The sequence below is a fragment of the Cellulosimicrobium protaetiae genome, from assembly GCF_009708005.2.
Lineage (GTDB): Bacteria > Actinomycetota > Actinomycetes > Actinomycetales > Cellulomonadaceae > Cellulosimicrobium > Cellulosimicrobium protaetiae.
The window spans coordinates 3,540,735-3,563,866 of the sequence record NZ_CP052757.1 but is presented as its reverse complement, the minus strand read 5'-3'; the positions used below and the strand labels follow the sequence as shown (position 1 = coordinate 3,563,866).

The following is a 23,132-nucleotide window of genomic DNA, read 5'->3' as shown; positions in this document are numbered from 1 at the left end:
TTCAGATGGTCAGGCACTCCCTCAGGCGGCGCAGCCGCTCCCGCCGGTCCGCGGCGGCGCTCGCGCTCGGCACGGCGCTCGCCGTCGTGCTCGCGCCGCTCGTGATCGCACCGGCCTCCGCCGCCGGCTCCTGGTCGCAGCGCTCGGCCGGCGGCATGACGGTCGAGGTGTACCGGCCGACGAGCGAGCCCGCGCTCCCCGGCGGTCGGGCGCTCATGATCTCGTTGCACGGCTGCGTCCAGACCTCCCAGGTGCTCAAGAACGCGGGCAACTGGGCGGCCACCGCCGACGACCACGGCATGGTCGTGGCGATCCCTGCCGCGCCGAACGGCGGCGTCCTGCTGGGCTGCTGGGACTACTACGACACGAACCACAGCCGCACGAACCCCGCGCGCCACGACGACAACCTGCTCGACCTCGTCTCGGCCCTGCTCGCCGACACCTCGCTCGGCATCGACCCGGACCAGGTCTACGTCAGCGGGCTGTCCTCCGGCGGCGGCCAGGCGATGGTCATGGGCTGCCTCGCGCCCGACGTGTTCGCCGGCGTCGGGATCGCGGCCGGTCCGACCGTCGGGACGACGTCGGGCCAGATCGGGAGCGTCGCGACGACGCTCGCGCAGGCGCGCTCCACGTGCCGGACGTTCGCGGGGACGCACGCGGCGGACTTCGGCTCGCAGGTGACGTCCGTCGTCTTCGGCAGCGCCGACACGACCGTCGCGACCGGCTACGGGACGCTCAACGCCCAGGTCATGGCCGACCTCTACGGCGCCGGGGCCACGTCGTCGTTCTCGCTCGCCGGGCTCCCGGGGACGAACACGGCGGGCTCCGGCTCGCTGTGGTCCGACGCCGACGGCCCGCGCGTCTCGCTGGTGCGGAACACCGGGCTCGCCCACGCGTGGCCCGCGGGCGGCGGCCCGGGCGGGGCATACGTGTCGACGAGCAGCGTCGACTACCCGGCCTACCTCACCGACTTCCTGTTCGAGAACAACCGCCGCGTCGACCGTGACCCCGGCACCGGGCCGGACCCCGACGTCGTCGCCCCGACGGTCGAGCTCACGTCGCCTGCCGAGGGCGGGGTCGTGTCCGGGATCGTCCCGGTGCGGGTCACGGCGTCGGACGAGCGCGCGGTGGACCGCGTCGAGCTGAGCGTGGACGGCGCGGCCCTCGCGACGCTGCGCTCTGCCCCGTACGCGTACGACTGGGACACGGCGGCGCTCCCGCCCGGGACGCACGTGCTCGCGGCGCGCGCGGTGGACGCCGCGGGCAACGCGACGACGACGCAGGTCACCGTGACGGTCCAGGCGCCGTCCGGGCCATGGTGCGGGACGGCGACCAACGCCCAGCACCGGGCCGCCGGCCGGGCGATCTCCTACGGCGTGAACCCGTACAACCCGTACTACGCGGTGGGCTCGCTCGCGTACCTCGGCCAGGGCGACGCGACGGTCACGACCCTCCGCGGGGCCGCGCCGGGCCGCTACGAGGTCACGACGACCTGCTGAGGGCGCCGGGATCCGCGCGTCGAACCCGGGGACACGGGCGGGCTGGGCCGCAACCTCGCCCACGACCCCGGGTTCGGCGGGCGGGCCGTCAGTGGTCGAGGCGGTCCTTCTCGTCGCCGATGAACTCGGTCACGTCGTCCGGCAGGTCGTCGCGGTTCATGTCGTTCGACCGGGCGCGCCGCGCGTCCCAGCGGAGCGCGACCGCCGCCAGCACCGCGGCGATCGTGGACGCCGCGAGGATCGCGATCTTCGCCCCGTCGGTGTGCTCGGCGTCGGGGAACGACAGCTCCGCGATGAGGAGCGACACGGTGAAGCCGATGCCCGCGAGGAAGCCGACGGGCAGGAGGTCGCGCACGCCGATGCCCGCCGCGAGGCGCAGCGGCGTGAAGCGCGTGACCAGCGCGGTGACGCCGAGGACGCCGACGATCTTGCCCAGGACGAGCCCGAGGACGATGGCGAGGACGACCGGCTGGGTGAGCACCTCGGCGACGGGCGTCTCCCCGCCCACGATCGAGACGCCTGCCGCGAAGAACGCGAATACCGGGAGCGCGATCCCCTGGGAGACGGGCCGCAGCGTCCGCTCGAAGCGGTGCGTCCGGGACTCGCTCTCCCCGTGCACGACGAGAGCCGGGACCGTGAAGCCGAGCAGGACTCCGGCGATCGTCGCGTGGACGCCCGACTCGTGCATGAACGCCCACGCGACGACCGCGACGGGCAGCAGGAGCCACCAGCGGGTCCGCCGCGTCCGCACCAGCACCGCGTACAGCCCGACCGCGAGCAGCGCGAGGCCGAGGTAGCCCCACTTCAGCTCCTCGGTGTAGAAGATCGCGATGACGACGATCGCGAGCAGGTCGTCGACGACCGCGAGGGTGAGCAGGAACGTGCGGATCGCGACCGGGAGCCCGCGGCCGAAGACGGCGAGCACACCCAGCGCGAACGCGATGTCCGTCGCGGTGGGGATCGCCCACCCGTGCAGCGCGCTCGCGTCGCCCATGGTCAGCAGGACGACCACGAAGATCACCGCGGGCACGGCCATCCCGCCCACCGCCGCGAGCATCGGGACGCCCGCCTGCTTCGGGTTGCGCAGGCTCCCCGCGACGAACTCCTGCTTGAGCTCGACCCCCACGACGAAGAAGAAGATCGCGAGCAGGCCGTCGGCCGCCCAGGTCGACAGCGAGAGGTCGAGGTGCAGGGGCGACGACGGGCCGACCACCGTGCTCGACAGCGTGAGGTAGGAGTCGCGCCAGGGCGAGTTCGCCCAGAGCAGCGCGAGCAGCGCCGCGCCGATGAGCAGGGCGCCCCCGGTCGTCTCGCGGCTGGCCCAGCGGCGGACACGGTCCAGGGTGGTCGGCGGGGAGGTGGGGGCGTGGGACATCGTTCTCCAGGGGTCGCGGTCGCATGGCACGGCCCAGGTTCCGGGGTCCGTGGCCGACCAGACTTCCCGGCACACCGAGGCCGATCTTACCGGGCCGGTACCTCTCGCGACCGACGTGTCCGTCCCGCGGTCATCCTCGCGGGCGACGCGCCGAGCCGCCACCGCACGGCACGATCCCCGGGTGCCCGACACCGCGCCCTCGCCCGACCCCCTGCCGTCCACCGACGTCGGTCCGACACCGCTCGACCGCGCCGTCCTGTGGGGAGGTGCGCCGGTGCTGGGCGCGCTCGTCGCGTACGGGCTGCTGCGGCTGGCCGGCTGGATGACGACCCTCCCGTGGGCGCCGTTCCAGGGGCCCGCGCGCCTCGTCGACGACCTGCTGGGGGAGCGCGGCCTCCTCGGCGTCGTGATCTGCGGAGTCGTCGGCGCGCTCGTCGGCGCGGCGTTCGCCTCCCACGCGCTGCGCGACATCGCCGTCGTGACCGTCGACCGCGGCTCGGCGACCCTGGTGCTGCGGGACGAGCGCACCGAGCTCGACCGGGACCGGGTCGCCGCCGTGCTCGTGGACCGCAAGGACCTCGTCGTGCTCGGCCGTCGCGACGACGCCGACGACGCCGACGACGCGCCGGTCGTCGAGCTCGCCCACCTGCGGACCGAGCTCGCGACCGAACGGCTCGAGTCCGCGTTCCGCGCGCACGGCTGGCCCTGGTGCGACGCGGACCCGTCCGCCGGGGAGTTCCGGCGCTGGGTCGCCGGCGACCCAGCCCTCCCGCCCAGCGCCGACGCCGTGCTCCGCGCCCGAGCGGCGATGCTCGACGCCGGCAAGACCGCCGACGTCGCCGCCCTGCGTCGCGAGCTGGCCCGGCTCGACGTCGTCGTGCGCGACGTCGACAAGGTCCAGCACTGGCGCCCCGCCACCACCCCGCCGGGGTAGAACCCTGGTAGCGCGAGGTAGAACCGTGGTCGCGCGGGGTAGAACTCTGGTTGCGCGAGGTAGAACCGTGGTGCTTGTGCCCGACGGCGCGTGGTTGCGTGGGGTGGTCGGGGTGGGTGGTGGTGCCGCGTCTACCATCCGCCGCTCGTTCCTCGCGGCTCCCGCCAGGCCCGCCACGACGCGGCACCACCACCCACCCCGACCGGCGTCGTCTCGCCCTGGTCTTCACTCGTCCGGGCGGCGGCGCCGCGGGCCTGAGGCCTGACGCGGTTCTGGTTCGGTGAGCACGGTTCTACCTCGGCAGACCACGCTTCTTCCTCGACCCACCTCGGTTCTACTTCGGCGGACCACGGTTCTACCTCGCGCGACCACGGTTCTGCTTCGGCGGACCACCGTTCTGCTTCGGCAGGCCGCGGGTTCTCCTCGGGGGTGGCTCAGGCGGGGGTGTCCTCGGCGAGGGTCAGGAGGCGGGTGATCGTGTTCCAGTTGCGGCCGGTCACGGGCGTGCCGGCCGCCTTCGCGAGGACCGCCGTGGTGAGCTTCGAGCGGCCGATGCCGTCCGGGTAGGCGACGTAGAGGGCGCCGTTCGCGACGGCCGCGCGCTCCTTCCCGTCCCGGCCCTCGATCGTGGCGGCGCCGTCCGGGTCGACCGGGGCCTCGCCCACGAGGACGAGGAGCGCGGCGGGGCGGTCCGCCGCGTCGTCGGGCAGGGGGTTGCCACGGACGATCTTGCGGAGGCGCTCGGTGGTGAGCACGGCGATCGCGGCGTCCACGCCGAAGCGGTCGGCGACGGCGTCGTGCAGGAGTCGTGCGACGTCGTCGGGCGACGTCGCGCCCGAGGTCCCGGGCGCGACGACGAGGTTGCCGCTGTTGACGACCGTGCGGGCGTGCGCGAACCCGAGCTCTCCCGCGAGCTCGCGCAGCGCGGTCGACGGGACCTTGCGGCCACCCACGTTCACGGCGAACAGCAGCGCGACGTAGGCGGTCACGACACGGTCCCCGGTCGCCGGCCGGACCACGGTGCGGCCTCCTCGAGGCGGGCGGCGAGGTCGAGGAGCAGCGCGTCGTCGCCGTGGTCGGCCCCGAGCATGACGCCCACCGGGACCGTCCGCTGCGCGTGGCCGGGATCGGCGACCCGCGCCTCCCCGAGCGGCAACGAGATCGCCGGACGCCCGGTGAGGTTCCACACGCTGGTCCAGGGCGTGAACGCGGTCTGCGCGGCGAAGTCGGCGGCGGGGTCGTCGTCGATCCGCTGGGACCCGACGAGCGCGGGCGGTTGCGCGAGCGTGGGGGAGAGCACGACGTCGACGTCCGCCCAGGCGGCGGCGACCTCGCGCGTGAGCTGCTGCACGCCGGCGAGCGCCGTCGCGTACGCGAGACCGCTCACGCCGCGCCCGCGCTCGCGGAGCCACCGCGTGAGCGGGACGAGGAGGTGCTCGCGGTCCGTAGGCACAGGGGCTTGGAGCGCGCCGACCGACCACAGTGCGGCGAACGCGTCCCAGCGTTCCGCGCCGAACGGCGGGGGGATCTCGACGACGTCGTGCCCGAGCCCGGCGAGCAGCGTCGCGGTCGCGCGGGCGGCGTCCGCGCACGCCGGGTGCACGGGTGCGTCGGCGGCGATCACGGGGTCGAGCAGCAGCCCGACGCGGAGCCGCCGCCCCGACGGCGCGGCCGCGAGGCGCGCCGTGAACGTGTCGCCCGGCCACGGGCGTGCGAGGACGTCGAGGAACGCCGCGGCGTCGCGCACCGACCGGGTGAGGACGCCGTGCGTCGCGAGCCCCGCGCCGTCGACCCCGTACGGGCCGGGACTCACGAGCCCCCGCGACGGCTTGAGCCCGACGAGCCCGCACGCGCTCGCCGGGATCCGCAGCGAGCCGCCGCCGTCGCTCCCGTGCGCGACGGGGACCACGCGCGCCGCGACCGCGGCCGCCGCCCCGCCGCTCGACCCGCCCGCGGAGCGCGCGAGGTCCCACGGCGTGCGGGCGGTCGGCCCGACGTCGGGCTCGGTGTAGCAGGGCAGGCCGAGCTCGGGCGTCGACGTCTTGCCGATCATCACCGTGCCGGCGGCGCGCAGGAGCGTCACGACGCCGTCGTCGTACGGCGCGGGGAACGGCTCGATCGCGGCGGACCCGGCGCGGACGGGCACGCCCTCGACCATCGAGAGGTCCTTGACCGGGCAGGGGACGCCGAGGAACGGCGGGAGCTCGTCGTGTCGGCCGGACGGCGTCCCGGCCGCCGAGCCCCCCGCGCGGCGCGCCGCGACGAGCGCCGACTCGGCAGCGAGCGCCTGCGTGCGGGCGAGGTCGGGGGCGAGGACCGTGAACGCCCCGACCTGCGCGCCGACGTCGGCCGCTGCGTCGAGCGTCGCGTCGAGCACATCGGTGGGGGACGTGTCGCCCGTGCGCAGCGCGTGGGCGAGGGCGGTCGCGTCGAGGTCGAGCAGATCGGAACCCATGACTGTCGACCGTACGCCGACGACGACCGCGCCGCCCCACCCGGTCGTCGCGCCGTCGCGACGCACAGGGGTTCACGCGACAGGCGCGGGGTCGACAGCATCCGGGCCGTGGCGTATATTCCAACCGGAATATTCCTTGCGGACCTCCTCGCCCGGACCACCGGCCCCGGACCGTCCGCAGCACCCCTCTGTGACCGTCCCGGAGACGACCGTGCCCGCACCGCGCCTCAGCCCCACGGCGACCCTCGTGCTCGCCGTGCTGCTCGACCAGCCCATGCACCCGTACGAGATGCTCGTGCGCCTGCGCAAGCGGCGTGATGACCGGCTCGTCCGCCTCAACCCGGGCGCCGTCTACCACGCCGTCGACCGGCTCGAGCGCGACGGCCTCGTCGAGCGCACGGGCGTCGACCGGGACGGCAACCGGCCCGAGCGCACGGTCTACGCCATCACGGATGCCGGCGTCGCCGCGCACCACGACCGCACGCGCGACCTCGTGCGCGAGACCCCGCCCGAGTACCCGGCCTTCCCGGTCGGGCTCGCGCTCGTGCACGACCTCCCGCGCGACGACGCCCTCGCGCTCCTGCGCGAACGCCGGGCCGCGCTCGCCGCTGCGACGGACGGCGCGCGCGAGCGCCTGGAGGCGGTCGTCGCGCGCGGCCTGCCGCGGCGCGTGCTGCTCGACGCGGACTTCGAGCTCCACCGGACCGCTGCCGAGATCGCCTGGCTCGACGCGACGATCGCCGACGTCGAGTCGGGTGCGCTGAGCTGGACCGAGGAGTTCGCCCCCGCCTTCCGCTTCCCCCGCACGACCTCACCTCAGGAGACCTCGTGACCACTCCCGCCCCGGGCACCGGCCCGAGCACGGCCCCGGCCCCCGCCGACGCCGGCTCGCGCGTCGTGCCCCTCGTCGACCTCCACGGCCGCAGCGCCTGGAGCATCCTGCCCCCGCTGATCCTCGGCTTCTTCATGATCATGGTCGACACCACGATCGTGAACATCGCCGTCCCCACGCTCCAGACCGAGCTCGACGCGTCGCTCGTCGCGGTCGGCTGGGTGAACAGCGCCTACCTGCTCTCCTACGCGGTGCTGCTCCTGCTCGCGGGGCGCCTCGGCGACCGCTACGGGCCCAAGCCCGTGTTCGTCGTCGGCCTCGCGGTCTTCACGCTCGCGTCCGCGTGGTGCGGGCTCTCGGGCTCCATCGAGATGCTCATCGCGGCCCGCGTGGTCCAGGGCGTCGGCGCGGCGCTCATGACGCCCCAGACCATGGCGATGATCACGCGCGTCTTCCCGCCGCGCCAGCGCGGTGCCGCCATGGGCCTGTGGGGCGCGACGGCGGGCGTCGCGACGATCGCCGGGCCGCTGCTCGGCGGCGTGTTCGTCGAGACGTGGGGCTGGGAGTGGATCTTCTTCGTCAACGTGCCCGTCGGCGTCGTCGCGCTGTGGCTCGCGCTCGTCCGGCTGCCGCGCCTCGCCACGAACAAGCGCTCGTTCGACGTCCTCGGCGTGGTGCTCTCGGTCGTCGGGCTCTTCGCCGTCGTCTTCGGGCTCCAGGAGGGCGAGACGTACCACTGGGGCACCATCACCGGGCCGATCACGGTCTGGGGCGTCATCGGGGCCGGGCTGCTCGTGCTCGTGGGCTTCGTCCTGTGGCAGCGTCACCTCGGCGACGGCGCACTCCTGCCCCTGAAGCTCTTCCGCTCCCGGAACTTCTCGCTCGCCAACGTCGCCGGGATGTCCGTCTCGTTCGCGATGATCGGCATCTTCTTCCCGCTCACGATCTTCCTGCAGTCGATCCTCGGCCTGTCGCCGCTGCACGCCGCCCTCGTCAACCTGCCCGGGTCCCTCGTCTCGGGGATCGTGGCGCCGCTCGCCGGGCGCCTGTCCGACCGCGTTCCGGCCAAGTGGGTCGTCGCGACCGGGTTCGGGGTGCTCGCCGTCGCGATCGGCTGGCTCGCCGCCGTCGTGGGGCCGGGGGTGTCGGTCGCGACGATCGTGCTGCCCATGACGCTGTTCGGCATCGGCACCGGGTGCGTCTTCTCGCCGCTCGCCAACCTCGCGACCTCCGGCCTCGACCACCGCACCGCGGGCGCCGGGGCCGGCGCGTTCAACACCACGCGCCAGGTGGGCGGCGTGATCGGCTCCGCGGCGATCGTCGCGACGCTCACCGCGCGCCTGTCCGTCACGCTCCCCGCGGCGGCGCAGGACGCCGCGGCGTCGCTGCCCGAGCAGTTCCGTCAGCAGTTCGTCGACGGGTTCGCGAACGCGGGGTCGCTCCAGGGTGCGCAGGGCGGGTCCTTCCCGCTCCCGCCCGGGGTGCCCGACGACGTCGCGCGCCAGGTGACCGACGCCGCCACCACCGCGTTCCACCAGGGGTTCGCGACCGCCGTCGGGCAGACGCTCGCCGTGACCGCCGTCGTGCTCGTCCTCGGCTTCGTGTGCGCGATCGCCATGGCCCCGAAGCACGTCGAGCACTGAGAGGAGGTGCTCTGCGCCGTCGCGTGAACGGCGGGTTAAACCTCGGCGGCGCGCGCGTGCCGGGCTGGTGATCCGAATCACACGGGCGTAGTTTCGAGGAGACGGACGGCACCACCGCCGTCCTCCGGGAGGCCAGCCGATGGGGTTCACGCTCCGCTCAGGAGGGCCGGCACCGGCGCTGCTGAGCCGTGGCACCCACGGCCCGACGGCCGGTCGCCTGCCTCGCCCAGAGAGAGAACGGCGCGCGTGCGCCGGAGGGGAGCCCTCGTGGTCCATTCCTCACCCACCCCCGGTACCTCACCCACCCCGCAGGACGACGCGCACGACGACGCGCGCCGCACGTTCGTCGTCGACACCTCGGTCCTGCTGAGCGATCCCCGCGCGATCGGGCGGTTCGCCGAGCACGACGTCGTCCTCCCGGTCGTCGTCATCACCGAGCTGGAGGCGAAGCGCCATCACGCGGAGCTCGGGTACTTCGCCCGCAGCGCGCTGCGCATGCTCGACGACCTGCGCATCAAGCACGGCCGCCTCGACGCCCCGATCCCGGTCGGCGACGCCGGCGGGACCCTGCGCGTCGAGCTCAACCACACCGACCCGGACGTGCTGCCGGCCGGCTTCCGGCTCGGCGACAACGACACGCGCATCCTGTCCGTCGCCGCGAACCTCGCGGCCGAGGGGCACGACGTGACCGTCGTGTCCAAGGACCTGCCGATGCGGGTCAAGGCGTCGGCCGTCGGGCTGCGTGCGGAGGAGTACCGGCACGAGCTCGCCGTGGACTCGGGTTGGACGGGCATGGGCGAAATCTCGTTCACGGACGCCGAGGCCGCGTCGCTGTGGGAGCACGAGTCGGTCGAGCTCACGAGCCTCGACCCGGAGGTCGTCGAGGCCGCCGGGCCGCTGCACTGCCACACAGGGCTCGTCGTGCACTCGCCGCGCGGCTCGGCCCTCGGCCGCGTCACGGCGGACAAGCACGTCCAGCTCGTGCGCGGCGACCGGGAGCTGTTCGGGCTCCACGGGCGCTCGGCCGAGCAGCGCATCGCGATCGACCTGCTGCTCGACGAGTCCGTCGGCATCGTGTCGCTCGGCGGCCGGGCGGGGACGGGCAAGTCGGCGCTCGCGCTGTGCGCGGGGCTCGAGGCGGTCATGGAGCGCCGGCAGCACCGCAAGGTCATGGTGTTCCGCCCGCTCTACGCGGTCGGCGGGCAGGAGCTCGGATACCTCCCCGGGTCCGAGGCCGAGAAGATGAACCCGTGGGCGCAGGCCGTCTACGACACGCTCGGCGCCCTCGTCTCGCCGCAGGTGCTCGACGAGGTGATCGACCGCGAGATGCTCGAGGTGCTGCCGCTCACCCACATCCGCGGGCGGTCGCTGCACGACGCGTTCGTCATCGTCGACGAGGCCCAGTCGCTCGAGCGCAACGTGCTGCTCACGGTCCTCTCGCGCATCGGTCAGTCGTCGCGCGTCGTCCTCACGCACGACGTCGCGCAGCGCGACAACCTGCGCGTCGGGCGGCACGACGGCGTCGCTGCCGTCATCGAGGCGCTCAAGGGCCACCCGCTCTTCGCGCACGTGACGCTCACACGCTCCGAGCGCTCGCCCGTCGCCGCGCTCGTCACGGAGATGCTGGAGTCGATCGAGGTCTGACCCGACGAGGGAGGGACCTGGTCGATGACCAGGTCCCTCCCTCAGGCGACCACGGTTCCATCTCGGGGTACCGGGGTCCTACTTCGCGGTACCACGGTTCTACCTCGCGGTAGCGGGGGTTCTCTCTCGTCGGCTCGAGGTCGGAGGGCAGATCCGAGCCGGGCGCGACGTCAGGCCTGCGGCGGGCGCGTCATCGACAGCACGTCGAGCGCGTCGTCGAGCTGCGCCTCGGTGACCTCGCCGCGCTCGACGAAGCCGAGGTCGACCACGGCCTGGCGGACGGTGAGGCCCTCCTTGACGGAGTGCTTCGCGACCTTCGCCGCGGCCTCGTAGCCGATCACGCGGTTGAGCGGCGTGACGATCGACGGCGACGACTCGGCGAGGGCGAGCGCCCGCTCGACGTTCGCGGTGATGCCCGTGACCGTCTTGTCGGCGAGCACGCGCGACGCGTTCGCGAGCAGGCGGATCGACTCCAGGACGCCCTGCGCGATGACGGGGATCTGGACGTTGAGCTCGAACGAGCCCGACGCGCCGGCCCACGCCACGGTCGCGTCGTTGCCGATCACGCGCGCGGCGACCATGAGCACGGCCTCCGGGACGACGGGGTTGACCTTGCCCGGCATGATCGAGCTGCCCGGCTGCAGGTCGGGGATGAAGATCTCGCCGAGGCCCGTGTTGGGGCCCGAGCCCATCCAGCGCAGGTCGTTGCAGATCTTGGTGAGCGACACGGCGATGGTGCGCAGCGCGCCGGAGAGCTCGACGAGGCCGTCGCGCGAGGACTGGGCCTCGAAGTGGTCGCGGGCCTCGGTGAGCGGCAGGCCCGTGTCCTCGACGAGCAGCGCGATGACGCGCTGCGGGAACCCGGCCGGCGTGTTGATGCCGGTGCCGACGGCGGTGCCGCCGAGCGGGACCTCCGCGGCGCGGGGGAGCGCCGACTCCAGCCGCTCGATGCCGTAGCGGATCGCGGCGGCGTAGCCACCGAACTCCTGGCCGAGCGTCACCGGGGTGGCGTCCATGAGGTGGGTGCGGCCCGACTTCACGACCGTGGCGAACTCCGCCGACTTCGCCTCGAGCGCCTCGGCGAGGTGGCCGAGCGCGGGCACGAGGTCGCGGACGACGCCCGCGGTCGCGGCGACGTGCACCGACGTGGGGAAGACGTCGTTGGACGACTGCGAGGCGTTGACGTGGTCGTTCGGGTGCACGTCGCGCCCGAGCGAGCGCGTGGCGAGCGTCGCGAGGACCTCGTTCGTGTTCATGTTCGACGACGTCCCGGACCCCGTCTGGTAGACGTCCACCGGGAAGTGCGCGTCGTGCGCGCCCGACGCGACCTCGTCGGCCGCGGCGACGATCGCGGTGGCGACGTCCTCGTCGAGCACGCCGAGCTCGGCGTTCGCCCGGGCCGCGGCCTTCTTCACGCGCGCGAGGGCCTCGATGTGGCCGCGCTCGAGCGGGGTGCCGGAGATCGGGAAGTTCTCGACCGCGCGCTGCGTCTGCGCGCGGTAGAGCGCCTGCGCGGGGACGCGCACCTCGCCCATGGTGTCGTGCTCGATGCGGTACTCGGTCGTCGGTGCGGCCTCGCCGGCGGCGGCGCCGGAAGCCTCGGGAGATGCAGTCATGGGGCCATCCTGCCGCACCGCGCACGGCCTCCCGCAACCCGCGTGACCCAGGTCACGCGGGGCGCAGAAGGTGTCCCGCCCGGGTGCGTCGCTCGCGCCTCAGGCGTCGGCGACGGGCGCCTCGCCGACGTCGCCCACGACCTCGACCAGGTGCGCCCGCCCCTCGGCGAAGTCGTACTCGACACCGACGATGGCGCAGCGCCCCTCGGCGACGGCCGTGGCCAGCCCGACGGAGTACGAGCGCAGCATGTCGACGGTGTTGCGGACGTGCTCGCGACGCAGCACCGCGGGATCGAGGTTCTCCAGCGAGCCGTTCCCCGCCCCCGTGATCTTCGCGATCGACGGGATGACCCGGTCGACGACCGCCCGGACGAACCCGTCCGCCTGGGCACCGGTCGTCAGCGTCTCCACCGCGGCGCCCACGGCGCCGCACGAGTCGTGCCCGAGGACGACGACGAGCGGGGCCGACAGGACGTCCACCCCGTACTCGATCGAGCCGATCACCGTGGTGTCCACGACGTGCCCCGCGGTCCGGACGACGAACATGTCGCCCAGACCCTGGTCGAAGATGATCTCGGCCGCGACGCGCGAGTCGGAGCAGCCGAACAGGACCGTGTGCGGGTGCTGCGCGGCGGACGTCTCCCGGCGACGGTCGGCACCCTGCGACGGATGCAGGAGGGCGTCGGCGACGAAGCGGTCGTTGCCCTCGCGCAGCGTCGCCCACGCCTCGGCGGGGGTGAGCGTACGGGAGGGAGAGGCGGGAGCGGAAGAGGTCATGTCCTCCATCATCGCGCACCGCGAGAGGGCGGCGACGTGCCCGTTCGCATGGCGGGCCGGGCCCGAGGGGTGTAGCCATGGAGGGTGACACGCCCGGAGACGGGGAGCCGCGACCGAGGGGAGCCGACGTGCGCCGACGCACCCGAGCGCTCGCCGTCCTGGTCGCCGTGGGGCTCGTGGCGCCGCTCGCCGCGTGCGGGCCCGGCGACGACGGGACGCCGGAGCTCACGTGGTACATCAACCCGGACAACGGGGGCCAGGCCGACATCGCCGCGTCGTGCACGGAGGCTGCGGACGGCGCGTACCGGATCCAGACCGAGCTCCTGCCGCGCGACGCCGCGTCGCAGCGCGAACAGCTCGCCCGCCGCCTCGCGGCGAAGGACTCCTCGATCGACATCATGAGCCTCGACCCGGTGTTCATCGCCGAGTTCGCGGAGGCCGACTTCCTCGCCCCGGTGCCCGACGACGTCGCCGACGCGACGACGCAGGACGTCGTGCAGGGTGCGATCGACGCGTCGACGTGGAAGGACGAGCTGGTCGCCATCCCGTTCTGGGCCAACACGCAGCTCCTCTGGTACCGCAAGTCGGTCGCCGAGGCCGCAGGGCTCGACATGACACAGCCGGTCACGTGGGACCAGATCATGCAGGCCGCGCAGGACCAGGACAAGCTCCTCGCCGTCCAGGGCGCCAAGGCCGAGTCGCTCACGGTGTGGATCAACGCGCTCGTCGAGGGCGCGGGCGGGCACATCCTCGAGAACCCGGAGGCGCCGGCGGACGAGGTGGAGCTCGGCCTCGACACCGACGCGGGCAAGGCGGCCGCGACCATCATCGGCGAGATCGGGACGTCCGGCGTCGGCGGCCCGGGACTCCCGAGCGAGGACGAGCCCGCGTCCCTCACCAAGTTCCAGGGCGACCGCGGCTCGTTCATGGTCAACTGGCCGTTCGTCTGGTCCTCCACCCAGGGCGCCGTCGACGCGGGGTCGCTCGACCAGTCCTTGCTCGACGACATCGGCTGGGCGCTCTACCCGCAGACGACCGAGGGCGAGGACGCGCGCCCGCCCTACGGCGGCATCTCGCTCGGCATCGGCGCGTTCGGCAAGCACACCGACCTCGCGTACGAGGCGGCGCAGTGCATCGTCAGCCCCGAGAACCAGGCCGAGTACTTCGTGACCAACGGGAACCCGGCGGCGAGCACCCAGGCGTACGAGGACCCGGACGTCCAGGAGGCGTTCCCGATGTACGACGTCATCCGCGACTCGCTCGACCAGGCGGCCCCGCGGCCGCAGACCCCGTTCTACAACGAGGTCTCCACCGGCCTCCAGCAGACCTGGTACCCGCCCGCCGACGTCGACCCCGACACGACGCCGCAGCAGTCCACCGACTTCATCACCGCCGTCCTGCGAGGGGAGCGACTCCTGTGAACGCCGGACCCCCCGCCGAGCCCGCGCCGCGTGGCCGGCACGCCGCGCCCCCGACCGCCTCCGAGGACGCGCCCACCCGCCGCGGGGCCACGACCCGCGCCGAGTCCCGCGCCGGGACGGGCACCGACCCGCGCGGCGCGCCCGACGCCGCCGCGAAGGCCGCGCGCAGCGACCGCGCCCGCGCCGAGGCGCGCCTCGGCTGGTACCTCGCCGGGCCGGCGTTCGTCGTCATGCTCGCCGTGACGCTCTACCCGATCCTCCAGGCGGTCTACGACTCGCTCTTCAACTACAAGCTCACCGCCCCGGACGACCGGGCGTTCGTGGGGCTCAACAACTACCTCGTGATCCTCTCGGACCCGGTGTGGTGGAAGGCCCTGTGGGTCACCCTGCTCATCACCGTCATCACCGTCGCCATCGAGCTCGTCCTCGGCTTCGCGCTCGCGCTCGTCATGCACCGCGCGATCAAGCGCCTGCGCGGGCTCCTGCGTACGGCGATCCTCGTGCCGTACGGGATCATCACGGTCGTCTCGGCGTTCGCGTGGTTCTACGCGTTCGACATCACGTCCGGGTATGTCAACCACTGGTTCGACTGGGTCCCCGGCATCGGCCCCGACCTCAACTGGTTCGCCCAGCAGGGCACGAGCCTGTTCGTCATCATCGCGTCCGAGGTCTGGAAGACGACCCCGTTCATCTCGCTCCTGCTCCTCGCCGGCCTCGCGCAGGTGCCCGGCGACCTCGAGGAGGCCGCGAAGGTCGACGGCGCGACGGCCTGGCAGCGCTTCACGCGCGTCATCGTCCCGAACATGAAGGCCGCGATCATGGTCGCCGTCCTGTTCCGTGCCCTCGACGCGTTCCGCATCTTCGACAACGTCTTCATCATGACGAACGGCGCCAACGGGACCGAGGTGCTCTCGCTGCTCGCGTACCGGACCTCGATCGGCCAGCTCCAGATCGGCATGGGCTCGGCGATCTCCGTGCTGCTGTTCCTGTGCGTCGTGCTCATCTGCTTCGTCGCGATCAAGCTCTTCAAGGTGGATCTCGCCGGCGCGAGGGGGGAGAAGTGATGGGCAGCGTCCTCAGCACCCGGGCCAAGATCTGGTGGGCCGTCATCACGGTCGTCGTCCTCGTCGGGTCGCTGTTCCCCGTGGTGTCGATCTTCATGACGAGCTTCAAGGGTCCCAGCGACATCAACTCCGGCACGTTCCTCCCGCCGCGGTGGAGCACCGACAACTACGAGCAGATCCTCGCCACGGGCGGCTCGGCGCAAGAGCTGTTCCTCTCCGCGCTGCGCAACTCCATCGGCATCTCGCTCATCGCGACGGTCATCGCCGTCGTGCTCGCGACGCTGTGCGCGTACGCGATCGCGCGCCTGAACTTCCCGGGCAAGCGCCTCATCCTCACGACGGCGCTCGGCGTCTCGATCTTCCCGGTCGTCTCGATCGTCACGCCGCTGTTCAACCTGTGGCGCAACATCGGCCTGTACGACACGTGGATCGGCCTCATCATCCCGTACCTCTCGCTCACGCTCCCGATCTCCATCTGGACGCTCGCCGCGTTCTTCCGGCAGATCCCGTGGGAGCTCGAGCAGGCCGCCCAGGTCGACGGCGCGACGCCGTGGCAGGCGTTCCGCAAGGCGATCGTCCCGCTCGCGGCGCCCGGCGTCTTCACGACGGCGCTCATCGCGTTCTTCATCGCCTGGAACGACTTCGTCTACGGCATCTCGCTCACGTCGACGAGCGCGGCCCGCCCGGTCCCGGCCGCGCTGGCGTTCTTCACCGGCGCGTCGTACTTCGAGGAGCCGACCGGCGCGATCTCCGCGGCGGCCGTCGTCGTGACGATCCCGGTCGTGGTGCTGGTCGTGCTCTTCCAGCGTCAGATCGTCTCCGGCCTGACCCAGGGGGCGGTGAAGGGATGAGCACGACCGATCGCCGGGCGACCACCCGGCAGCCGATCCCGCAGCCCGCCGCGGCACCGCCGCGCCCCGCCCGCGCCGTCGGGCACCGTGCCGCACGCCGAACCCGAGGAGAGAGCTGATGGCGTCGATCACCCTGAAGGACATCGTCAAGCGCTACGGCGACGGGTTCCTCGCGGTGGACCGCGTGAACCTCGACATCGCCGACGGCGAGTTCGTCATCCTCGTCGGCCCCTCCGGCTCGGGGAAGTCGACGGTCCTGCGCATGATCGTCGGGCTCGAGGACATCACCTCGGGCGAGCTCGACATCGACGGCACGCGCGTCAACGAGAAGGCGCCGCGCGAGCGCGACCTCGCGATGGTGTTCCAGAACTACGCGCTCTACCCGCACCTCACGGTCGCGGAGAACATCGCGTTCCCGCTGCGCCTCGCGAAGGGCAAGCACAGCGAGGCCGAGATCCGCGAGAAGGTCGAGCGGGCAGCCGACATGCTCGACCTGCGCGAGCACCTGGACCGCAAGCCCGCGAACCTGTCGGGCGGGCAGCGCCAGCGCGTCGCGATGGGGCGCGCGATCGTGCGCGACGCGAAGGCCTTCCTCTTCGACGAGCCGCTGTCCAACCTCGACGCCAAGCTGCGCGGGCAGACGCGCACGGAGATCGCGCGCCTCCAGCGTCGCCTCGGCACGACGACCGTCTACGTCACCCACGACCAGACCGAGGCCATGACGCTCGGCGACCGCGTCGCCGTGCTGCGCCGCGGCGTGCTCCAGCAGGTCGCGAGCCCGCGCGGGCTCTACGAGCAGCCCGTCAACCTGTTCGTCGCGGGGTTCATCGGCACGCCGCCCATGAACTTCCTGCCGGGCGAGGTGTCGGGCGGGCGGATCACGCTCCCGTTCGGGGAGTTCGACATGCCGGAGAACGTCGCGTCGGTCGTGGGCGACCGCGGCCTGGTCATCGTGGGCCTGCGGCCCGAGCACTTCGAGGACGCGCGGCTCGTCGACCCGTCCAAGAAGGACCGCGGGCACACCTTCGAGATCCAGATCGACGTCACCGAGTGGCTCGGAGCCGAGCTCTACGCGTACGTGCCGTTCGACATGCACGAGTCGGTCAAGGGCCAGCTCGAGGAGCTGGACCGCGAGCTCGACGGCGAGGGCCTGCGCACCCAGTTCGTCGTCGCCCTCGACTCCGCGTCACGGGTCCGTGACGGCGACACGACGGAGCTGTGGTTCGACCCGACGAAGATGATGATCTTCGACCCGGAGACGAGCGAGAACCTCACGCGCGACGACGCCGAGGCCGACCGGATCGAGGAGGAGAACGCCGAGGACCGCAAGCGGTCTCTCGAGCGCGCGCAGAAGCAGGACGCGCAGGTCTGACGGAGGCGCCGGCCGCCCGGGTGCACACCCGGGCGGCCGAGGCGTGCCCGGACACCGGCTCAGGCGGACGCGAGCTCCGCGCGGCGGGGCGGGTTGGCGCCGGCGCGCGAGACGGTGACGGCGGCGACGGCGGCGCAGCGTTCGAGCAGGGTGGTGAGCGTGTCCGGGTCGATCGCGCGCAGGGTGTCACGGCGGTCGGCGCCGAGGAGGCCCGCGTCCCAGAGCCCGTCGAGGAGCGCGCCCATGAAGGAGTCGCCCGCGCCGACGGTGTCGACGACCTCCACGCGGGGGGCGGTGACGCGCTGCTCGCCGGTGGCGGTGATCGCGAGGGCGCCCTCGCCGCCGTAGGTGACGACGACGAGTGCGGGGCCGAGCGTGAGCCAGGTGCGCGCGACGTCGGCCGGGTCGGTGCCGGGGGCGAGCCAGGTGAGGTCCTCGTCGCTGACCTTGACGACGTCGGCGAGCGCGACGAGCGTCTCGATCCGGGTGCGGGCGTCGGCGGGGTCGCCCATGAGGGCGGGTCGCGCGTTGGGGTCGTAGGTGATGGTGGCCGTGGCGCGGGCGGCGGCGACGAGCGCGCGCACGCCGGAGGCGCCGGGCTCCAGGACGGCGGCGATCGAGCCGGTGTGCACGGCGAGCGTGCCGTGGCCGGCGGCGGTGCCGGCGGGGACGCGCCACTCGAGGTCGAACTCGTAGGTCGCGGCGCCGTGGGCGTCGAGGTGGGCCGTGGCGACGCTCGTGGAGCCCGCTTCGGTGCTGCCCGGGGTGAGGGTCACCGCGGAGTCGTCGAGCCAGGCCCGGACGACCTCACCGCGCGCGTCCTCGCCGAGCCAGGTGGCCAGGCGCGCGTCGCGCCCGAGGCGCCCGAGCGTGAGGGCGACGTTCGCGAGGCTGCCGCCGGGGTGCTCGTCGACGCTGCCGTCGGCGCGGTGCACGACGTCGATCAACGCTTCGCCGACGACGAGCACGTGCTCCTCGGTCTCGGGGGTGCCGTCGGTCGCGGGCGCGGCGGGGCTGGTGCTCATCGGTCGTCTCCGGTGGGGTCGTCGGGGTTGTCGTCGGGATCTCCGCCGGGCGCGCTCGGAGCGTCCTGGGCGCGGGCGGCGTCGAGCCGGGCGCGGGCGCCGTCGAGCCACTCCTGGCAGCGGGCGGCCAGCGCCTCGCCGCGTTCCCAGAGCGCGAGCGACGCCTCGAGCGGCTCGCCGCCGGCCTCGAGCCGGGCGACGACCTGCACGAGCTCGTCGCGCGCCTGCTCGTAGGACAGCGTCGCGACGTCGGGCGTGACAGCGTTGTCAAAGGAAGTCACGGCAGTATTCAACCCCATCTGTGCGTCATGGTCGGACACGTCGTCCGCGGAGCGGACGCCGGACGGTCACCGGGCTGCCGCCTCACGAGGCGCCCTCGGCGGTGTCGGGCCGGTTCTCGGCGCGCCCCTCGGCGTGCGACCCGGTCGCACGCGCGTCGAGCGTGCCGCGTGCGAGCCGCACGAGCAGGAGGTCGTCCGCCGCGACGTCGTCGGGGGAGCGGACGACGTGCCCGTCCGCGCGCTGCACGACCGCGTACCCCCGGTCGAGCGTCGACGCCGGCGAGAGCGCCCGGACCTGCGCCTCCAGCCGCCCCACCTCGCCGGAGGCGCGCACGAGGCGCGTGTCGAGAGCGCGTCGCGCACGGTCCCGCAGCGCGGCCACGCGCTCGGCCCGGTCGGTGAGCATCGTGCCCGGCGCGGCGAGCACCGGACGCGAGCGGAGACCGTCGAGCCCGGCCTGCTCGCGCGCCACCCGCCCCGCGATCGCGGCCCGCAGGCGGTGGCGGCCCTGCGTCACCCGCGCCCGCTCCTCCGCGACGTCCGGGACGACGCGCTTCGCTGCGGCCGTCGGGGTCGAGGCGCGGTAGTCGGCCACGAGGTCGAGGAGCGGGCTGTCCGTCTCGTGCCCGATCGCGCTCACGAGCGGGGTGCGGCACGCCGCCGCCACCCGGACGAGCGCCTCGTTCGAGAACGGCAAGAGGTCCTCCACGGCTCCGCCGCCGCGTGCCACGACGATCACCTCGACGTCCGGGTCGGCGTCGAGCGCCCGGATCGCGTCACCCACCTGCTGGACGGCGTGCGCGCCCTGGACGGCGACCTCGCGGATCTCGAAGCGGACCTGGGGCCAGCGGGCGCGCGCGTTCACCACGACGTCGTGCTCCGCCTTGGACTCGCGCCCGCACACCAGACCGACGACCTGCGGCAGGAACGGCAGCGGGCGCTTGCGGTCGGTGTCGAACAGGCCCTCGGCGGCGAGCACGCGCTTGAGGTGCTCGATGCGCGCGAGCAGGTCGCCCACGCCCACCGGCCGGATCTCGCGCGCCTGGAGCTGGAGCGTGCCGCGCCGCGTCCAGAAGACCGGCTTGGCGTGCACGACGACGTGCGCCCCCTCCTCGAGAGGCGTCCCGTCGAGCACGCGGGTGGCCGCGGAGACGGGCAGCGACATGTCCAGGTCGGTGTCGCGCAGCGTGAGGAACGCGGTCGACGTTCCCGGGCGGCGGTTGAGCTGCACGACCTGCCCCTCGACCCAGACGGGTGCCATCCGGTCCACGTACTGCTCGATCTTGCGCGAGAGGAGCCGCACCGGCCACGGGTGGTCCGCGCTCGTCTCGAGCGCGCGCGCCGGCAGCGGGCCGCGGTCCCCGGGCCGGGGGGACCGCGTGCCCGGCCGCGGCGCGTCGTCGGGCAGGGGGAGCGGGGCGGTCACGGGTCCAGCCTGCCGCACCCTACCCACGCCCACCCGTGCTGCCCGCTCCGAGGGCGGGTCACGGGGCGAGCAGGTCGACGGTGACGAGCAGGTACCCCTGCGCCCGGAGGTCGTCGATGATGCCGGGCACGGCGTCGACGGTCGAGGCGTGGATGTCGTGCATGAGGACGTTGCTGCCCGACCGTGCGCCCTCGACGGCGCGACGTCGCGTCTCGGCGGCGTCCTTCGTCTTCCAGTCGAGCGTGTCGAGGTTCCAGAGCACGACCTGCAGCCCGGTGCGCGTCGCGATCGAGCCGACGCGGTCGTCGACGTCGCCGTACGGGGGGCGCAGGAGCGTCGGCGTCGTGCCGGACGCCGCCGTGATCGCGTCCTGGGTCCGCTCGAGCTCCGAGCGCACCTCGTCGTCGGCCAGCGTCGTGAGCTGCGGGTGGTCCCACGTGTGGTTCGCGAGCAGGTGTCCGGCCGCGGCCGTGTCTCGGACGACCTCCGGTCGCTTCTCGACGTTCGACCCGACGAGGAAGAACGTCGCCGAGACGTGCTTCTCCGCGAGGATCTGCAGGAGCCGCTCCGTGTCCGTGCCGGGCCCGTCGTCGAACGTCAGGGCCACGCACCGGGCGACCGTGCAGTCCACGCCCTGCGCGCGCCCCACCTCCCGCCGCTGCTGCTGCGTGAGTGCCAGACGGTCCGCCCACACCGCCTCGGTGGCGACGAGCACGGCGTCCCGCTGCGCCACGGCGTCGGCGACCGGGGCGCCGCCCACGCCGGCGTCGAGCGTCGGCGTGGCGGCGGCGAGGGCCGCGTCGAGCGCCGCGCGGTGCGCCTCGTCCGAGACGAGCCCCGCAGACTCGGTGAGCACCGGGCGTCCTTCCGTGACGGCGTCCTCGAGCCCGTCGTACGCCCACTGCTGCCACGCCGTCGCGACGTCCTGCGTCGCCGCGGCGAGCGCCCCGGCCGCGTCGTCGAGAGCCTCGGGCGACGGCACGGAACCCGTGACGACCTCGAACCGGCGCTCGGGAAGCGACCGCGGGTAGAACGGGTTCGGGCGCGTGAGCGACTCGACCGTGCGGACCTCGACCGGGTACTCGACGGGCGTCCCGACGAGCGTCGCCGCGTCCGGCAGCGCTGCCGCCAGCGGGTCGCGCACGGCTGGGTCCTCCACCTGGCCCTCGCTCCCCGTCAGCACGGCGTCGCCCACGACCTCGGCGACGACGAGCGTCGCGAGGCGCGGCACGTACGCCGCCACCGCCTCGGCGCGGGCGGCCTCGGCGTCCCGCTGCGTCCGTGCGACGTCGACGTGGTAGTCCTCGACGGACGCGACCCATCGGTCGTGCTCCACGGTCGCGGCGAGGACGACGGCCCCCGCCACCACGACGGCGACGCCGGGCACGAGCCACCACCACAGACGCCGCCGACCCCGCCCGGCAGGTTTGCCCGGGTCGCCCGGGTCGCCCGGGTCGCCCGGGTCGGCGGGATGGGCGGGCTCCGCCGCCGGGCTCGGGTCGGCCGCGTCGGGGGAGGGGTCGGGGTCGGTCGGGTCGAGGTCGTCGGCCATCCTTCGATCCTCCGGGGCACCCGGAGGTCCGGCGACCCGGGGGCCGCCACCGCTCGGGTGAGATCCGTCTCCCCGGCCCCGCCCGGCGTCTCCCGAGCTCTCTCGTGCGGCCGCGGTGCGGAGGTGTGGTGGAGCACCGGCGTCCTTGCTGTGAGGAGGGCGGGCGGAGCGCGGGAGGGGCGGCGGTCGACAGGCCTCACCGGGGTCGGTCCGCGGGCGCTCGCCTAGACTCGGGGCGTGAGCGACCTCCCCGCCGGCTCGTCCGCGCACCCGTCCGACCGCCCCGCCGTCCCGCCCGTGGCAGCCCCGCAGGGCGCCGCGCCCCGCAAGCGCGTCCTGCTCGCGGCGCCGCGCGGCTACTGCGCGGGCGTGGACCGAGCCGTCGTCGCGGTCGAGAAGGCGCTCGAGCACTACGGCGCGCCCGTGTACGTGCGCAAGGAGATCGTGCACAACAAGTTCGTCGTCGAGACGCTGAGCGAGCGCGGCGCGATCTTCGTGGACGAGACCGACGAGGTGCCCGAGGGCGCGCGCGTCGTGTTCTCGGCGCACGGCGTCTCGCCCGCGGTCAAGGCCGCCGCGGCGGCGCGCAACCTCGACACGATCGACGCCACGTGCCCCCTCGTCACCAAGGTGCACAAGGAGGCCGTGCGCTTCGCCAAGGACGACTACGACATCCTCCTCATCGGCCACACGGGGCACGAGGAGGTCGAGGGCACGGCGGGCGAGGCGCCCGACCACGTCCAGGTCGTCGACTCGCCCGACCACGTCGACGACGTCGTGGTCCGCGACCCCGACAAGGTCGTGTGGATCTCGCAGACCACGCTCTCCGTCGACGAGACCATGGAGACGGTCCGCCGGCTGCGCGAGAAGTTCCCGACGCTCCAGGACCCGCCGAGCGACGACATCTGCTACGCGACGCAGAACCGTCAGGTCGCGGTGAAGAAGCTCGCTCCCGACGCGGACGTCGTCATCGTCGTCGGCTCGGCGAACTCCTCGAACTCGGTGCGCCTCGTCGAGGTCGCGCTCCAGGCGGGGGCCGGGACGTCGTACCGCGTCGACCGCGCGAAGGAGATCGACCCGTCGTGGCTCGACGGCGCGACGACCGTCGGGGTGACCTCGGGCGCCTCGGTGCCGGAGATCCTCGTCGACGACGTCCTGGCGTACCTCGCGGAGCGCGGCTTCGGCGAGGTGGAGGAGGTCCGCACCGCGACGGAGGACCTCATGTTCTCGCTGCCGCGCGAGCTGCGGGCGGACCTCAAGGCGTCCGGGACCGGCGGCGGACGTCCGGCCCGCGGCGGGCGGACCTCGCTCTCGGTGCAGCCCGTCTGACCTCCGCGCGGTGGCGTCCCGGGCCGGTGCCCGGGT

General features: G+C 73.8%; 19 protein-coding genes. 10 read left to right on the top strand and 9 right to left on the bottom strand.

Annotation, left to right across the window (positions count from 1 at the left end; all coding sequences use genetic code 11):
• Window positions 1-5 precede the first annotated feature (5 nt).
• Window positions 6-1,499, top strand: coding sequence for an extracellular catalytic domain type 1 short-chain-length polyhydroxyalkanoate depolymerase (locus FIC82_RS15370; RefSeq protein WP_168731961.1), 1,494 nt, complete (start codon window positions 6-8; stop codon window positions 1,497-1,499).
• A gap of 88 nt (window positions 1,500-1,587) precedes the next feature.
• Here the strand turns inward: FIC82_RS15370 and nhaA are convergent, their stop codons facing one another.
• Window positions 1,588-2,874 (bottom strand): Na+/H+ antiporter NhaA, encoded by a 1,287-nt coding sequence (gene nhaA / locus FIC82_RS15365; RefSeq protein ID WP_154799084.1) that lies wholly within the window; start codon window positions 2,872-2,874, stop codon window positions 1,588-1,590.
• Between the two features lie 181 nt (window positions 2,875-3,055).
• Between nhaA and FIC82_RS15360 the strand changes: the two genes are divergently transcribed.
• Entirely contained in the window at window positions 3,056-3,808 is a 753-nt protein-coding gene (locus tag FIC82_RS15360; protein WP_154799083.1) for a YqeB family protein, read from the top strand.
• Between the two features lie 434 nt (window positions 3,809-4,242).
• On the opposite strand, the gene FIC82_RS15355 is transcribed toward FIC82_RS15360, so the two are convergent.
• Both FIC82_RS15355 and FIC82_RS15350 read right to left on the bottom strand, forming a co-directional pair.
• Entirely contained in the window at window positions 4,243-4,797 is a 555-nt protein-coding gene (locus FIC82_RS15355; RefSeq protein ID WP_154799082.1) for a DUF1697 domain-containing protein, read from the bottom strand.
• Window positions 4,794-6,263, bottom strand: coding sequence for an amidase (locus tag FIC82_RS15350; RefSeq protein ID WP_154799081.1), 1,470 nt, complete (start codon window positions 6,261-6,263; stop codon window positions 4,794-4,796). The genes FIC82_RS15355 and FIC82_RS15350 overlap by 4 nt, the downstream gene beginning before the upstream one ends.
• Window positions 6,264-6,453: 190 nt before the next feature.
• Between FIC82_RS15350 and FIC82_RS15345 the strand changes: the two genes are divergently transcribed.
• The 3 genes from FIC82_RS15345 (at window position 6,454) to FIC82_RS15335 (ending at window position 10,382) form a co-directional block, all read left to right on the top strand.
• Window positions 6,454-7,095, top strand: a complete 642-nt coding sequence (locus tag FIC82_RS15345; RefSeq protein ID WP_168731960.1) for a PadR family transcriptional regulator — start codon at window positions 6,454-6,456, stop codon at window positions 7,093-7,095.
• Window positions 7,092-8,738: an MDR family MFS transporter gene (locus FIC82_RS15340; RefSeq protein WP_168731959.1), complete on the top strand. Its 1,647-nt coding sequence runs from the start codon at window positions 7,092-7,094 to the stop codon at window positions 8,736-8,738. The genes FIC82_RS15345 and FIC82_RS15340 overlap by 4 nt, the downstream gene beginning before the upstream one ends.
• Window positions 8,739-9,005: 267 nt before the next feature.
• Complete coding sequence (locus tag FIC82_RS15335; protein ID WP_171445711.1) at window positions 9,006-10,382, top strand: PhoH family protein; 1,377 nt, start codon at window positions 9,006-9,008, stop codon at window positions 10,380-10,382.
• 170 nt (window positions 10,383-10,552) lie between these two features.
• On the opposite strand, the gene FIC82_RS15330 is transcribed toward FIC82_RS15335, so the two are convergent.
• Complete coding sequence (locus FIC82_RS15330) at window positions 10,553-11,998, bottom strand: class II fumarate hydratase (RefSeq protein ID WP_154799078.1); 1,446 nt, start codon at window positions 11,996-11,998, stop codon at window positions 10,553-10,555.
• Between the two features lie 99 nt (window positions 11,999-12,097).
• The gene (locus FIC82_RS15325; protein WP_154799077.1) at window positions 12,098-12,775 is read right to left on the bottom strand and encodes a carbonic anhydrase; all 678 of its coding nucleotides are present in this window, start codon (window positions 12,773-12,775) and stop codon (window positions 12,098-12,100) included.
• Window positions 12,776-12,903: 128 nt separating this feature from the next.
• Between FIC82_RS15325 and FIC82_RS15320 the strand changes: the two genes are divergently transcribed.
• The 4 genes from FIC82_RS15320 (at window position 12,904) to FIC82_RS15305 (ending at window position 17,483) form a co-directional block, all read left to right on the top strand.
• Window positions 12,904-14,196, top strand: coding sequence for a sugar ABC transporter substrate-binding protein (locus FIC82_RS15320; RefSeq protein ID WP_253691215.1), 1,293 nt, complete (start codon window positions 12,904-12,906; stop codon window positions 14,194-14,196).
• Entirely contained in the window at window positions 14,193-15,260 is a 1,068-nt protein-coding gene (locus FIC82_RS15315) for a carbohydrate ABC transporter permease (protein WP_168731957.1), read from the top strand. Before FIC82_RS15320 ends, FIC82_RS15315 begins: the two co-directional genes overlap by 4 nt.
• Window positions 15,260-16,111 carry a carbohydrate ABC transporter permease gene (locus tag FIC82_RS15310; protein ID WP_154799075.1) on the top strand — a complete coding sequence of 284 codons (852 nt, stop codon included), beginning with the start codon at window positions 15,260-15,262 and terminating at the stop codon, window positions 16,109-16,111. The genes FIC82_RS15315 and FIC82_RS15310 overlap by 1 nt, the downstream gene beginning before the upstream one ends.
• A 118-nt stretch (window positions 16,112-16,229) precedes the next feature.
• A complete protein-coding gene (locus FIC82_RS15305; protein ID WP_154799074.1) occupies window positions 16,230-17,483 on the top strand; it encodes an ABC transporter ATP-binding protein in 1,254 nt (417 codons plus the stop codon).
• Window positions 17,484-17,542: 59 nt separating this feature from the next.
• Here FIC82_RS15305 and FIC82_RS15300 read toward each other — a convergent pair whose 3' ends face one another.
• The 4 genes from FIC82_RS15300 to FIC82_RS15285 form a co-directional block, all read right to left on the bottom strand.
• Window positions 17,543-18,508 (bottom strand): carbohydrate kinase family protein, encoded by a 966-nt coding sequence (locus tag FIC82_RS15300; protein ID WP_154799073.1) that lies wholly within the window; start codon window positions 18,506-18,508, stop codon window positions 17,543-17,545.
• Window positions 18,505-18,807: an exodeoxyribonuclease VII small subunit gene (locus tag FIC82_RS15295; protein WP_154800382.1), complete on the bottom strand. Its 303-nt coding sequence runs from the start codon at window positions 18,805-18,807 to the stop codon at window positions 18,505-18,507. The genes FIC82_RS15300 and FIC82_RS15295 overlap by 4 nt, the downstream gene beginning before the upstream one ends.
• Before the next feature lie 64 nt (window positions 18,808-18,871).
• Complete coding sequence (xseA, locus tag FIC82_RS15290; protein ID WP_168731956.1) at window positions 18,872-20,215, bottom strand: exodeoxyribonuclease VII large subunit; 1,344 nt, start codon at window positions 20,213-20,215, stop codon at window positions 18,872-18,874.
• Between the two features lie 58 nt (window positions 20,216-20,273).
• A complete protein-coding gene (locus tag FIC82_RS15285; RefSeq protein WP_154799072.1) occupies window positions 20,274-21,767 on the bottom strand; it encodes a polysaccharide deacetylase family protein in 1,494 nt (497 codons plus the stop codon).
• 297 nt (window positions 21,768-22,064) lie between these two features.
• On the opposite strand from FIC82_RS15285, the gene FIC82_RS15280 reads away from it, so the two are divergent.
• A complete protein-coding gene (locus FIC82_RS15280; RefSeq protein WP_168732313.1) occupies window positions 22,065-23,096 on the top strand; it encodes a 4-hydroxy-3-methylbut-2-enyl diphosphate reductase in 1,032 nt (343 codons plus the stop codon).
• Window positions 23,097-23,132 lie beyond the last annotated feature (36 nt).